Source organism: Anaerobacillus sp. CMMVII, from assembly GCF_025377685.1.
GTDB lineage: Bacteria > Bacillota > Bacilli > Bacillales > Anaerobacillaceae > Anaerobacillus.
The window spans coordinates 25,203-40,092 of sequence record NZ_JACEHK010000009.1 but is presented as its reverse complement, the minus strand read 5'-3'; the positions used below and the strand labels follow the sequence as shown (position 1 = coordinate 40,092).

Below are 14,890 nucleotides of genomic sequence, written 5' to 3'. Positions count from 1 at the left end.
CGGCTAACAGGCTTAGAGGAAGCACCTAAGTTCATTCCATAATAGATATAATTCAACGTTGTAAGCTGATAACATGGAGGGCTTACTCCTAAAGAAATGGTAATTAGGAAAGCAATAATGAGATTAGCTATTGTATAACTTATTTTAGTATCAGTGAAAGTGGTGGCACAGTACCAATGAAATGTCTAATCCGCACGGAGGGATAGCCACTAGACTAATAAAGGAACATTCAACCATGTTAGACAGTTCTTTATCGATTAATAAGGTTCTTGTAAGACTAAAAGAGGTTCAACTCCCAAGGGAGTCACCGACTTGCTAAAACGGAAGAAACTGAGACACAACGAGTATTATGATATGCAACACAGCTATGATAATTTATACACTCAGAGTGTTGATGGTCAAAACTTTTATGAATTAATGAAACTGATTAGTTCTAATGAAAATATTCGCCTTGCTTATCGAAACATAAAAAGAAATACTGGAAGTAAAACAGCAGGGACGGATAAGTTAACAATTGAAGATGTAAAATATTTGTCTGTTGAAAAAGTAATAAATAAAGTTCAGAAGATGCTTCAATCATATAGCCCAGAAAAAGTCAGACGTGTCTTTATACCAAAATCAAACGGGAAAAAACGACCTTTAGGCATTCCTACGATATGGGACAGAATTCTACAACAAAGTATTTTACAAGTTTTAGAGCCAATTTGCGAAGCGAAATTCCATAAACATAGCTACGGTTTTAGACCAAATAGAAGCACACATCACGCAAAAGCAAGATTTGAGTCCCTCATTAATATGGTGGGTCTCTATCACTGTATAGATGTTGATATTAAAGGCTTCTTTGATAATGTTAGTCATAGTAAGCTACTAAAACAAATATGGTCTTTAGGGATTAGAGACAAAGCGCTGCTTGCCGTCATTTCAAAGCTTTTGAAAGCTGAGATTGATGGCGAAGGGATACCAACTAAAGGAACACCACAAGGCGGTATTCTCTCCCCGTTATTATCCAACATAGTTCTCAACGAACTAGATTGGTGGATTAGTAATCAATGGGAGACATTCGTAACCAATCATCCCTACAAACGAAACGGCGATAAAGTAAAAGTACTTAAACAATCGAATTTAAAAGAGTGCTATATCGTAAGATATGCAGATGATTTCAAGGTTTTGTGTCGCACACGTTCACAAGCAATGAGGATGAATTGTGCTATAAAGGATTTCCTCAAAACAAGATTACACCTTGAAACAAGCGAAGAAAAGTCAAAGGTTATTAATTTAAAGAAAAACTCGTCAGAGTTTCTTGGTTTTACATTCCGAGCGATTAGGAAAGGTAAAACAAGAATGGGTTATGTAGCGAAGTCGAATATGACAAAGAAAGCAAAAGCAACTGCACTTATTAAAATTAAAGATTGTATTAAAACTATACAAAAGAAACCTTGTGCTGAAACCGTTTGGCATTTCAATACAGTCGTTATGGGAATCCAAAATTATTACTCAGTAGCAACAAGGATTATGAAAAATTTAAGTGAGTTGAGCTCTTTTCTTCAGAAAACACTTTATAATCGTTTAAAAGACATTAGAACAGAAGCGAAATTTTCAGATATGACTAGTACTTTACAAAAGCGTTATAAAGGATGTAAGGCTAAACTATACAAAATTCAGAATATGGTTTTCGTCCCAATTCACGCTCAAAGACATAAAACAAATCTATGCTTTTCTCAAGGTACGTGCAACTACACTGCCGAAGGAAGAGAAAAACTACACGAAAATCTTAAAGCTATCAATAAAAAGATACTCAGTCATATAATGAAAAACTTTATCCCAAATCGAACAATTGAATATAACGACAATCGAATAAGTAAGTTCATTGCCCAATACGGAAAATGTGCAGTCTCAGGTGTTGAACTGGGCTTAAACGATTGGCATTGTCATCATAAAAATCCTTATCATCTTTCGAAAGATGATGGATATTCAAATTTAATCGTGCTACATGAAAGTGTGCATCGACTTGTACATCTCAAAGACACTGATAAAATAAAAGCTTTATTAACTGCGCTTCGGCTCAATCGAAAGCAGTTAGAAAAGGTTAACGAATTAAGAAAACAATGCAGAAATACATCAATCTAGACTTTGGAAAAATTAAATTGCTTCATTAAATACATAGAATTGAATGGATTGGATTAGTTGGAACGCCGTATGAGGTGAAAGTCTCATGTACGGTGTGAACGAGGGGAAAAGGGAGCGATAACTTCAAACCCTTACCTATTCGTATCAATAAGCAATTAAAATTAAAAGGCTTAGAAAAAAATTCTCGAAGCCTTTTTTCGTGTGAATTATACTGTGAAAAACAGTGTGGAAATTGTGCGATTTACTTTGTAATGATGTTTTGTTTTACCGTTTTGCACCTATGAAGTAAACCCGTTAATAACATTGGTCGGGGTTTATTGTATTTGATCTCACAAACCATTTAAAACATGCTAAACTATTTAAATAACAATTTTATCTTAACGTTAGTGAGACTTGGAGGAAATATGAAAAAAATATTCATACGTATTAGTGTTGTTTTTGTTTTGTTTTTTTCGATCGTTTATTTTACAAACGAACTTGCAAGCTCTAGAAATTTTCAATTTTTCACAAAGCCAGTTGGAAAAGTGGAGACTAGTGAAAGGGTAGTTGCCCTAACGTTTGATGATGGACCTGGTGTGAATACTAATGAAATATTAACTATCTTACGAGAGGAGAACGTAAAGGGAACGTTCTATTAAACAGGCGATGAAATCGAGAGATATTATGATGATGCCGTACAAATCGCCTTGGAAGGACATGAAATTGGTAACCACTCTTACTCACATCAGCGAATGGTGTTTAAATCGCCATCCTTTATAAAAGCTGAACTTGAAAAAACAGATGAGCTAATTCGGAAAATTGGCTATGAAGGAGATATTCATTTTCGTCCACCATTCGGGAAAAAATTACTAGTTCTACCGTATTATCTTTTTAAGGAAGAACGTAAAACTATATTATGGAATATTGAACCTGAGACCTATCCTGAAGTGGCTTCAGACTCAAAAAAATCGTTGAGCATGTCTTACAAAATGTAGAGCCAGGCTCCATCATTTTGCTGCATGTCATGTATGAGAGTCGAAGAGAGTCCCTAGATTCTGTTTGTCAAATCATAACGTCTTTAAAGCAACAAGGATATACTTTCACCACAGTTTCAGAACTACTAGAATATGAAAGCTAGAATGACTATTAAAAGGGCGCTGCTACGAAGAGCGTCTTTTTTTATTTGCTAATTTTAGCTTTTTGCGAGTAGAGTTTTTGTTTTCGATTAGGATGGCGGTCACGGAAGACTTTTTGAACTTACGACTTTAGTGACTACAGTTGGATAGAATAAGTTAATTATGAAATTCACTCTTTCTGAAACCTATTTGTTTAACATAATGACAACGTTTCGCCAGATTGCTATATTAATAAAATATAGAAGGTGACAATTGGAAGAAATATTTTTTCTTTTTACTAGATTCCCATAGAAGACAATAAATTTATGTAGTAAAATGTAGAATAAACAAGAAATCTATTTTTCAATTAGGCTATTTTAAAGAGATTGTTGCTATTGGCTTTTAGGTCGTAACCAAGCGAATGTTTGGTTACGACCTAAAAGCCACAATGTTTTCGAAAAGAACATATAATTAAGATCTGCATTTAAAAATACTGGATGTTTTACTGGAGAGAATATAGATGCAATTTAACCGTGATTTAACTGAAGTTAAAGAAATGTTCTTAATGATGTCCAAGCTTTTTGATATCGTTTTTTAATGAAACAACGGGACGATGGTCGTTTTGAATACGTCCAAGTAAGTGCGCAAGCGATTGTCCTTGCTAATTTACCAGAAGATGCGCTTGGACAATGCCTTCAAGATATCTATAGTGAGGAAATCGCAACACCTCTGCACGAAAAATACTCAAAGGCTGTAAAGAGTGGACAATCTGTAACCTATATAGAGCCCATGAATCTTAAAAATAACGCTCAATTTAAGATGGCAGAGTCAACTCTCGTTCCCGTCATCATTAACAAAGCCAACTATGTAATTGCATTTATTAAAGATGTGACTGAACTCGAAAACAAAAAATATGAAGTGTTTGAACAAAAAGAACGTTTTCATTCATTATTTTCCTATAATAACGATTCGATTATTGCTACAGATGTTGAAGGTACGATCCAACTGGTGAATAAGGCCTTTACTAGCTCATTTCAGATCGCAGAAAATCAAGTTATAGATCGAACGATTACTGAATTATTCCCAACGCTAAGTGTTTTTGGTGAAAGTCCAAAAACAATTCCTTTAGAAGAAGAGGTATTACTAGAATTGCATTCAATCACAGTCATTGCTCTTGTGAAAAGAATACCCATCATAATTGAAGAAAAAAATATTGGTTTTTATTTCATCCTAAAAGATATAACCTCAAATCGCGAAATGATCTTAACTAATAAAGAACTTGAGCGATACAAAAAATTACTCGAATTATCACCGCAAATGATATTTTTAGTGAAAAGAGGCGCAATTCTTTATATTAATAATGTGGGTTTACAATTACTAAAGACACGAAGATCATCTGTGATAGGCAAAGATATCTCTAGCTTTGTAAAAGAGGAGATTGGTTCTTTCCTTAAAGAGGGCGACATGGCAACAATTAAAAAGTCAAACGGGGAAACTTTGTATGTTACATTGAATAAAACCGTTGTTTTCCTAAATAAAGAGAAGATATTCCTTTATTCAATCACCGATATTACAAATCAGCTTGCAATTGAAAAAGAACTAGATTTTATGGAAAATTATGATTTACTCACCGGTCTTTATAATAGAAAATCACTAGATCAACTAATCGAGTTACAAATGACGACTGGTCAAGCTTTTCACCTGGTCCTCTTTAATATTGATAAGTTCAAGTTGGTTAATGATTTAATTGGAGTTACCAATGCGGATGAAATACTAAAACAATTTGCTTTCCGCTTAAAAAATCTTACTGATGACCAATCACTAGCTCGGGTAAACGGGGACGAATTTGCGATTTTGCTTCCACAAGAAAAACCGATCAATTCCTTCTTAGATAAGATCCAACAAGACCTAAGTGCACCGTTTGATACAGTTAAAGGACCAATTCATATAACTGCTTCTGCAGCGATTAGCAAATTCCCTGACCACGGGGACCAAGCTGAGCAACTTTATTTAAGTGCTACGAAGGCTATGTCTATCGCAAAAATTCGTGGAGTAAAACAAGTTCTTTATTATCAGGAAGAGATGCAGGAAGCATTTACTAGAAAATATTTAATAGAAAATGAACTGAAACTATCTTTTAGAAAGAAGCATTTTCATATCGCTTACCAACCAAAGGTCCACTTAAAAGGAAAGCCACTTGAGCTAGAAGCGTTGATTCGCTGGGAACATCCCACGCTTGGGTTGATTAGCCCCGCTGAGTTTATCCCAATAGCTGAAGATTCTGGTTTTATTATCGAATTAGGTAAGTTTGTCATTGATCAAGTTTGTCATGACTTACAAAAGTTGCACAAAACTTACCCAGAATTACGAATGGCGATTAATTTGTCGCCGAAACAATTTTTAGACCCGGAACTTGAAGCTAGTATTTTTTCAGTGATAGACAAATATCAATTAGAGCCTAGTTTTATCGAATTTGAAATCACAGAGACAACCATTATGAGCGATCCAAACATGGCGATCCATATCTTGAATTCACTTAAGAATGCTGGAATTACAATTGCGATTGATGATTTCGGGACAAGCTTTTCTTCATTTAATTATCTAAAAAGACTTCCTGTTGACACGATAAAGATTGATCGATCATTTATAAATGGGATTGGAGAAAACGAAAAGGACAATGGCATCGTAGAGGGACTCATCGACTTGGCACATAAGATGAATTTAACCATTACTGCTGAGGGAGTAGAAACGAAAGAACAGTTACAGTTCCTTCAAGCAAAAAAATGTGATTTTGTACAGGGATTTTTTCTTGGACGTCCACAAAAATTAGAGGTATTAGTTACTAGCCTTCAACAAATAAATCATAAACTATTTTAACAATGCTACAAGTGGAATACATGAGGACGCCTAGATAAATCATCACGACTTCGCTAATTTAATTAATGGTAAGTTTATTACTATTCAACCTCTTTGGTTGCCCAAATGACTTATATAGATAGAACCAGCAAACGAAAAGAAAAATTCAACTGTGTGAGGATATCTGCTAAATCAACATACTACGTATACCGTTAACCTGAGCTTTTAACACGAACAAGGGGATGGAGGAAGACGTCGTTTAGTCACCTGTAGCTAGGATATAAGGATATCCTAGCTTTTTTGCATATTTGTCAAATTGAATTGTTACAATTTTATGAATTTTCAGTTGTTTAACAAAGGAGGAAGTGGTATTATATAAATAAAAGGCGGTGGGATATGATGACATTCTTGGATTTTTTTTCCGCTACTTCTTATACTGGCGCAAGTTTTTATGTGATCGCATTTCTCTTTGCTATTTATTTAAATCTAAAGATCTACAATTTAAATAAGGATTAGACCTTAAACAATAAATAACTATGTTAAAGGGTTGTGAATTAATCACACCCTTTTTGTTTTGGGATGTTTTCGTATTTAGAAAAAAATGAATTAAAACCAATACATTTGGATTTAAAATAAGATCTTCGCTTTTGGTCGACGTAACGAGTTAGAAAATGCTACAATTTCTAAAATAAGTTTTTCTTAAATAGCAAAGGGAATGTTAAGGAGGATAAAACATGATAAAAGAAGGTTTTGTAGAAGTAACAGGAGGTAAGGTTTGGTATCAACTCCATGATCAAGGTACTAAAAACACCCCAGTAATTGTGATACACGGCGGGCCAGGCTCTTCCCATTATTCATTACAAGGACTAAAGGTTCTTTCCGAACAGCGACCGGTCTTATTTTATGATCAATTAGGGTGTGGATACTCAGACCGACCAATCGATACCTCTTTATGGCAAATTGATCGTTTTGTTGAAGAATTAGGGCAACTTAGGGAAGCCCTTTCATTAGATGAAGTACATATTTTAGGACATTCATGGGGGACGACACTAGCAGCAGCTTATATGCTAACTAAACCAAAAGGAGTTAAGAGTGTTATTTTTTCTAGTTCCTGTCTCAGTGCACCACTATGGGCCGAAGATCAAGAACGAAATCGCCAGAAATTACCTAAGGATGTTCAAGAAACGTTAAAAAAATGTGAGGAAAATGGAACAACGGACTCACAGGAATACAGGGAAGCAACTCAAGAATTTAATAAAAATTTCGTTTGCCGACTAGACCCTTGGCCAGAATTTTTGAAAAAAGGAGCTCACCTTAAAAATAGCGAGGTATACAACATGATGTGGGGACCATCAGAATTTCACGTAACTGGAAATCTAAAACATTTCGACTGCACTTCAAGGTTACACGAAATATCAGTCCCGACTCTTTTTACATGTGGGCGTTTTGATGAAGCAACACCAGAAGCGACAAAGTATTATTCGAGCCTTACCCCAAATTCCAAAATGCATGTTTTTGAAGAAAGTGCTCACATGCCTTACTTAGAAGAGACAGATGAATTTTTACAGGTTGTTAGGAACTTTCTTAAAGAATAAACTAAAAACAAAACTGGAGGCACGTAGTAATGAAATTTGCATTTATTTCAGATATTCACGGAAATGCAGTTGCTCTAGAGGCGGTTTTACAAGATATTGAACGCCAAGGAATTGATAAGACGATTGTATTAGGTGATATTAGTTACCGGGGTCCTGAACCAAAAAGAGCTTTAGAATTAGTTCGTTCATTATCTACGGACGTGATTAAAGGAAATGCTGATGAATGGATCATTCGCGGAGTAAGGTCAGGGGAAGTTCCTGATAGTGCTTTAGAGTTAATGAACATTGAGCGGGAATGGGCATTAAATAAGTTAGATCCTCGGGACATCGAGTATTTAAAAAGCTTACCTCATCACTTAAATTTAAACGTTGGGAACGTCAATATTCATGTATTCCACGCTACTCCAACTAGTTTATTTGACATTATTTCTCCAGATGCAGACGATCTCTTGATTGAGGATTCATTGATGAGTCACGATGCTCAACTATTTGTTTATGGTCATATTCACGTTCCTTATATCAGATATTTAAAAGGAAAAGTAATTATTAATACTGGTAGCGTTGGCTTACCTTTTGATGGTTTGGCAAAAGCTTCTTATGCGATTGTTGAAGTAGTCGACGGAAGGATAAGAACATCAATTGAAAGAGTGGACTACAATAAGGAACGTGTGCTTGAACTTTATCAAGAAGCCGGGTACCCTAATGCTGAGATGATGAAACGAATTATTGTGAATGGAGCAAGATAGTGGAAAGACTTATCCGAGTAAAATCGGATTTTGAGCATAGAATCGAATTTAATGCGCACGCTAATCAGTAGGATAACCATAATCATAATTAATGGAGGAATACTGATGAAACCATCAAATCATCAAGAACGTCAGAATGAACTTGAACAAGCATTTCAAAATGTTCAAACAAACGCAACGACTATAAATGATAATCAAGATAAGATATTCAGTCAATCACAACTCGTTGAAATGGCAGGATTGTTATTTGATACGAGTCAAGATGAAACACCGGCAACTCCTAGCATGCCTCAGGAGCAACAATACACGGCTATGCCACTAGAAACACAAACAACTGGGATGCCACAAGACTTACAACAAGCTCAACAAGAAGTTCAACAGGCTCATGAAACCTTATTAAATGAAAATCAGCAACTACAACAAGCACTTTACCAACTACACCAGCAACAAGAAACGGTGAAACAAATTCAAAGCAGAGTTCAACAAGCTCAACAAGAAGTTCAAGTAAAGCAAGCAACAGCGAATGCGATTGTAAATAGCTTAAAATAGGCGAAAGATCCCCACTGAGAAGTGGGGATCTATTTTTATTTAAGCTTTCATTAAACGTGGGAATAAAATGTTATTTTCTAAGTGAACATGTTCATGAGTCATAGTTTCAAGTTCCTCAAGCTTTAAATATGTTAGACGGTACGTATTACAAGCACCTGGAGGAAGATTATAATCATTAGTGAACTCACGTAAATTTTTCAGAAGATCTCCAACCGCTTCATGTTCGCTTTCTAATTTTGTGATCTCCGCTTTAGCTTTTGAAAGTTCAGCTTCAGATTGCGACTCTTCAAAAGCAACAATATGTGGGAATACATCGCGTTCTTCATCAATTAAATGTTGCTCCATTTCAGCCTTTAACGTCGTAAACGCTTGATAAACATCGCGTAAATGTGGGTGATCCTGACCGTGCACACGGTAGACCTTCGTTACGAATGCCTGTAATTCTGTAAGAACCTCTGAAGTATAGACATGATGTTTGTTAACAATATGATCTACTAATTGTGCTAAAGGTGCTTCTTCCCAATTCACATCATCTGTTCGGTTACTTGTAGCATAAAGTTCATTTAATCTTTCTAAAATTTCAACCTCGTTTAATTTCTTAGCTTGTAGGACTTCACCAATTGGGCGATCTCCACCACAACAAAAGTCAATTTTGTATTCTTTAAATACCTTACTTGCTGCAGGTAGTTTTGTTACGATATCACCAGTTTTAGTTGCACTATTAAAAATTGCGTTCATTAAGAACCAACTCCTTTTATAAGATATTTTAAGTATAAGCCTATAACTAATGTTCCAATAGGACAATTGTCACAATGGCGAAAATTTTTTTAAAAATATTTTCAGACGGAAAAAAGTCGTTGATAAAGTGTAGTTTTCTCTAAAAGGATCTGCAGTCCTTTTTTCAACAAATAAAAAAACAGGAACATGTTACTAACAAGATCCTGTTTTTTTGTTTCCATATAGTTTTATCTCTAGTTTTTGTTCGCTTCTAAATGAAAGATCGACTGAAGTTCTTCTTTATTTAGTAACAAATCCTCCAGCGTATATGAAGACAGTACGTCTAAATAGGCTACTAAAGCCTCATTAAGAACATGCTTCAGGCGGCAAGCTGCTGTTAAAATGCAAGCATTGTTAGTTTTATTAAAGCATTCGACAAGTTCTAGGTTTTCTTCTGTTTGTTGAATAACCCATCCAATATTAATTTCATTTGCAGGCTTCTTTAGTTTGATTCCACCGTTTCTACCTCTGTTTGTCTCGATAAGTTCAAGCTTTCCCAATTCAAAGACTATCTTACTAAGATGATTAGTAGAGAGGTTATAAATTGCTGCAATTTCTTTTATACTTGAAAGTTTATTTTCCGGTTGATTTCCTAAATATAGAAGGACACGCAAAGAATAATCTGTAAATGCTGTTAGGTGCACAATACTCACTCCGATCTAAAAAACGATAAATGTATAAGCTTATAAAATCCAAGCAGACCGATAACCTAAATAGTTCTATCGTTGATGTTTTTTTCTGTAGGCAACATTGAGCCAGTTTGGATCTTTTGTCACACAAGGCTTATTTCTTCAAGAAAAGAATTAAGTAAATAGTATCATAAAACCAGTAGAAAGAAGTAATCATTTATTAAAAGAAGTATTTTATATATTGCTTTAAAAGGTGTTTCGTGTTTAAATAAAACATGTATTTTAAATACATGTTTTATTATAGGAGGAATTACAATGAGTACTACAAAAACATTAAGCCGCGAAACCATTACAATTATTAAATCAACTGTACCCGTTTTAGCTGAACATGGGGAAGCAATTACAAAACGCTTTTATGAAATGTTGTTCTCTAATCACCCGGAATTGCTAAATATTTTTAACCATGCTCATCAAAAGCAAGGGAAGCAACCTAAAGCATTAGCCAATACGGTGTATGCTGCTGCGATGCATATTGAAAATCTTGAAGCGATTATTCCGGTCGTAAAACAAATTGCACACAAACATCGAAGTCTAAATGTAAGGGCAGAGCATTACCCAATCGTAGGAGAGCATTTACTACTTGCTATTAAAGATGTTCTTGGGGAAGCAGCAACAGACGAGATTATCAATGCATGGGGAGAAGCTTACGGGTTAATCGCTGATGTATTCATTTCTGTGGAAAAAGAGATGTATGAACAGGCACAAAGAGAAGCTGGTGGCTGGAAAGAGTATCGAAATTTCGTTGTTAGTAAGAAAGTACAAGAAAGTGACGTCATAACTTCCTTTTATTTAAAACCAGAAGATGGTGGGAAATTAGCTACGTATCAACCTGGTCAATACATATCTGTAAAAGCTGTTATAGATGGGGAAAAGTACACTCATATTAGACAATATAGTTTATCCGATGCTCCCGGTAAAGATTACTACCGGATTAGTGTCAAACGAGAAGAAGCAAGTGAAAAAACACCTGATGGGATTGTCTCAACCTTTTTACACCAAGAAGTTAATGTTGGTGATGTACTAGAAATTACATCTCCAGCAGGTGACTTTGTCTTAAACACAAAAAGTAACCTTCCAGTGGTTTTAATAAGTGGTGGAGTCGGTCTTACACCAATGGTGAGTATGTTAAAAACGCTAGCTGAATATCATCCAGAAAAAGAAGTGACATTCATCCATGCCGCTATTAACGGCCGAACTCATGCTCTTAAAGAAGAAGTTTCAAAGATTGCAAGTGAAAGTGACTATATCAATACATTTGTATGTTATGAAGAACCAACCGAAGAAGATCGCCTTGCAACTAACTACGATAAAGAAGGTTATATTAACCTTCCATGGTTACAATCAATCTTAAAAAGTATGGATGCAGAGTTTTATTTCTGTGGTCCTATTCCGTTTATGAGAGCGATCAATCAGGCATTAACTGAATGGGGAGTTCCACAAGAGAATATTCACTTTGAATTTTTTGGTCCTGCTACTAATCTCAAAAATTAAAAATATACTAAGAAGTGATTACATTGTAATTACTTCTTTTATTTTTACACTCGAAATAGTTTTCATTTTTCCATTAATCTTATATGCTTATAAAAGGAAAACTAAATTCATTGAAAAGAAGGTATGGTCAGCCTATGTTATTTCGTTTTAATCGAATACTAGAAAAATTGATGCCAGTTATCACACCTACAAGTGTGGTTTTAGGAGTTATCCTCACCGCATTTTTAGCGCGATTTACGTATTTAGTGCCTTGGATTTTTGCATTTATGACATTTTCAGGAAGTTTAAACTCAAATTTTAGTGATTTAAAGAGAGCTGTTTTCCATCCAAAACGTATTTTAATTTGTTTGGCAATCCTACACATTATCATGCCCTTAATCGCTCTTGGCGTCGGTCATCTATTTTTTCCTGGTGATAATTACACAATTACCGGTATTGTGCTAGCGTTTGTCATCCCAACTGGAATTATGAGTCTAATCTGGGTATCGATTTATAAGGGCAATATCGCCTTAACATTGTCTATTATCCTTTTAAATACAATGTTGTCACCTTTAATCATTACGTATAGTTTAAAAATATTAGTTGGTTCCGCTGTAGAAATTGATCAGTGGGGTATGATGAGCGGCTTATTTTGGATGATAGTTGTTCCTTCGTTAGCTGGTATGATCCTAAACCAAGTAACAAAAGGAAGCGTAAAAACGACAGTAAGTCCGAAACTCGCTCCTTTTACAAAAATTGGTCTTGGAGTTGTTGTCGCGATCAATAGTGCAGCAGTAGCTCCGTTTTTAGCAGATGTTAGTTGGAAACTAGTTGGGATTATTGTAACAGTTTTCTTACTAGCCTTTTGTGGGTACGTCATCGGTGGTTTGGTAGCCAAATACGTGTTTCACTGGAACTATGAAGATGTTGTGGCGCTAACGTTTAATAGCGGGATGAGAAATATTAGTGCGGGGGCTGTCATCGCCATTACATTTTTCGCACCACCTGTAGCAATCCCAGTTATTTCATGTATGTTAATTCAGCAATTGTTAGCATCCTTTTTCGGCCATATGCTTCATCGCTTCGCACCGAAAGAGACTGAACTAAAGGCTGCACAAACAGGTTGATAGAATTAGCTAGTGTAGTTGAAACTTATCACCGTGGCAATTCGACTAGTATGTGAAGGGGGATATAAAGCATATGAAAAACAGCTTTATTATACTAATCGCGCTGCTAGCAATAACTTTACTTGGCTGCACTCAACTAAACTCCAAACAAACGGTTCCATTTGGCGATAAGAACCTAACCAAAATAGTCGTATACCATAATTGGGAAACGAAAATCCTTTTACCGCTTAATTCGGTAAAGCTTGCAGCACCACTTAAATCAAAAATCGTCATTGATGAAGTGGCGGAGATGAGTTTGTTTATTGAGGCGGTTGAAAATGGAGATACATTGGGTCCTAGTCATTTGATATTTTATACTGCCGAGTATGACGTTCGCTTGCACTTTGATGATAAAACTTCTTCACAGTATCACTTAAACTTAGGGAATGAGACTGAGCATGCAGAGCTAGAAGGCTTACTTATCGACCCTTCAGAAAATGGGGTTGGATACCAAATTCCAGTTGAACTTACCCAGGAGTTAAGAAAAATACTTAATTAAACTACTCGTGTTGAACATCATGAAGAGGCTGTCTCAAAACAAAGTGTCAGACACCGCTAGGCACCAAATATAGACATATGATATATATGTACGTCTATATTTAGTAGGATCCGCGTGGTGTCAGACACTTTTGGGACAGCCTCTTCTGCTATACCAACATTATGCCGCCTGTTTGGAAGCTTCTTTTCTAAAGTACCATTTTAAAAAAGCTGGGACGAAGATAACAATGACGAGGATCCTTGTCAATTGGAGAGCACTAACGATCGCAGGATCACCACCAACAGTGGATGCTGTTAATACCATTTCAATTAAGCCACCAGGAGCAACGCTTAACATTGCCGTTGCTAAATCTAACGTTGTAAAGTGAGCTAAAGCAGCCCCTAAGCCGAATGCAACAAGAATAAGAGATAAAGAAACCACAAAGTAGACGAGACAATACTTCCCACCAAGTTTTAAGTCATCGAACGAAATACTTTTCCCTAATCCAATTCCAACCGCTACTTGTGCAGAGAGTAGCACAATTGAAGGTATGGTAGCCATATCAATGGGACTAATATTCATAGCAGCGGTAATCCCTAGTGGAACAACTACGAGCCCAGCTGGTATGCGATCACGGAAATACACCCCAAATAAAATCGGGATAAGATACCAAAAATAATTCCAGCCACCAAAAACGAAGCTTTGAGCAGTTGCTATTGCCTGTATCGTTTGACTTTGATCCTTAAAGAAATAGATGATCATCGCTGGGACAGTAAATAATACCGTTAACAAACGAACGGTCTGGAAGATAAGTACAAGAGTGGTTTTAGCGTTAAGGGACTCGCTTGCAAGAACCATTTCTGACAATCCTCCTGGAATTGATCCAAATACACTCGTAATCTTATCAACCTCAATCCACTTTGTCACCGCAGTACTAATGAAAATACTCGCAAAAATAAGAACAACTGTCATCAAAAGGTAAGGTAGTAAATAGGGACCAATCGTGAAAAAAGTCTCGATCGTAAAATAAAGACCAAAATACATACCGAGAACTAAAAAGCCCCCCTGTTTGAATGGATTCGGCCAATAAGCCTTCCGTTTCGTAAACCCTTGCCATAGTAAAGTAAGGGTTAAAGCACCGAGCACCCAAGGGAGTGGAAAGTTGGCAAGTGTGAAAAGATACCCACCTAAATAGCCGATGAATAAGGTTTCTATCAACCTTGGAAATTTAATATATGTCATTAGAAATAACCCCTTTTAAAAAGCTAGATAATCATTTTTCGTGATACGAAATATTATACATGATTTTTAAACAAAAAATGATTATTTAACTAAATAGAATG

11 protein-coding genes and 1 pseudogene are annotated in these 14,890 nt (G+C 35.8%); 9 read left to right on the top strand and 3 right to left on the bottom strand.

Annotation, left to right across the window (positions count from 1 at the left end):
- Nucleotides 1–354: 354 nt before the first annotated feature.
- From ltrA to H1D32_RS12635, 6 genes and pseudogenes are all read left to right on the top strand, one after another.
- Nucleotides 355–2,127 (top strand): group II intron reverse transcriptase/maturase, encoded by a 1,773-nt coding sequence (gene ltrA / locus H1D32_RS12660; RefSeq protein WP_261178779.1) that lies wholly within the window; start codon nucleotides 355–357, stop codon nucleotides 2,125–2,127.
- 404 nt (nucleotides 2,128–2,531) lie between these two features.
- Nucleotides 2,532–3,244 (top strand): annotated as a pseudogene (locus H1D32_RS12655) (polysaccharide deacetylase family protein).
- 574 nt (nucleotides 3,245–3,818) lie between these two features.
- Nucleotides 3,819–6,098: an EAL domain-containing protein gene (locus tag H1D32_RS12650; protein ID WP_261178663.1), complete on the top strand. Its 2,280-nt coding sequence runs from the start codon at nucleotides 3,819–3,821 to the stop codon at nucleotides 6,096–6,098.
- Nucleotides 6,099–6,811: 713 nt separating this feature from the next.
- Nucleotides 6,812–7,672 carry a proline iminopeptidase-family hydrolase gene (locus H1D32_RS12645; protein ID WP_261178662.1) on the top strand — a complete coding sequence of 287 codons (861 nt, stop codon included), beginning with the start codon at nucleotides 6,812–6,814 and terminating at the stop codon, nucleotides 7,670–7,672.
- 29 nt (nucleotides 7,673–7,701) lie between these two features.
- Nucleotides 7,702–8,418 carry a metallophosphoesterase family protein gene (locus tag H1D32_RS12640; protein ID WP_261178661.1) on the top strand — a complete coding sequence of 239 codons (717 nt, stop codon included), beginning with the start codon at nucleotides 7,702–7,704 and terminating at the stop codon, nucleotides 8,416–8,418.
- A gap of 105 nt (nucleotides 8,419–8,523) precedes the next feature.
- Entirely contained in the window at nucleotides 8,524–8,967 is a 444-nt protein-coding gene (locus H1D32_RS12635) for a hypothetical protein (protein WP_261178660.1), read from the top strand.
- A gap of 39 nt (nucleotides 8,968–9,006) precedes the next feature.
- On the opposite strand, the gene ric is transcribed toward H1D32_RS12635, so the two are convergent.
- Complete coding sequence (ric, locus tag H1D32_RS12630; RefSeq protein WP_261178659.1) at nucleotides 9,007–9,705, bottom strand: iron-sulfur cluster repair di-iron protein; 699 nt, start codon at nucleotides 9,703–9,705, stop codon at nucleotides 9,007–9,009.
- A 233-nt stretch (nucleotides 9,706–9,938) separates the two neighbouring features.
- Nucleotides 9,939–10,388 carry an RrF2 family transcriptional regulator gene (locus tag H1D32_RS12625; RefSeq protein WP_261178658.1) on the bottom strand — a complete coding sequence of 150 codons (450 nt, stop codon included), beginning with the start codon at nucleotides 10,386–10,388 and terminating at the stop codon, nucleotides 9,939–9,941.
- A 300-nt stretch (nucleotides 10,389–10,688) separates the two neighbouring features.
- On the opposite strand from H1D32_RS12625, the gene hmpA reads away from it, so the two are divergent.
- The 3 genes from hmpA (at nucleotide 10,689) to H1D32_RS12610 (ending at nucleotide 13,568) form a co-directional block, all read left to right on the top strand.
- Complete coding sequence (gene hmpA, locus H1D32_RS12620) at nucleotides 10,689–11,924, top strand: NO-inducible flavohemoprotein (RefSeq protein WP_261178657.1); 1,236 nt, start codon at nucleotides 10,689–10,691, stop codon at nucleotides 11,922–11,924.
- Between the two features lie 134 nt (nucleotides 11,925–12,058).
- A complete protein-coding gene (locus tag H1D32_RS12615) occupies nucleotides 12,059–13,030 on the top strand; it encodes a bile acid:sodium symporter family protein (RefSeq protein ID WP_261178656.1) in 972 nt (323 codons plus the stop codon).
- 73 nt (nucleotides 13,031–13,103) lie between these two features.
- Nucleotides 13,104–13,568: a hypothetical protein gene (locus tag H1D32_RS12610; RefSeq protein ID WP_261178655.1), complete on the top strand. Its 465-nt coding sequence runs from the start codon at nucleotides 13,104–13,106 to the stop codon at nucleotides 13,566–13,568.
- Between the two features lie 159 nt (nucleotides 13,569–13,727).
- On the opposite strand, the gene H1D32_RS12605 is transcribed toward H1D32_RS12610, so the two are convergent.
- Nucleotides 13,728–14,789 carry an AbrB family transcriptional regulator gene (locus H1D32_RS12605; RefSeq protein ID WP_261178654.1) on the bottom strand — a complete coding sequence of 354 codons (1,062 nt, stop codon included), beginning with the start codon at nucleotides 14,787–14,789 and terminating at the stop codon, nucleotides 13,728–13,730.
- Nucleotides 14,790–14,890 lie beyond the last annotated feature (101 nt).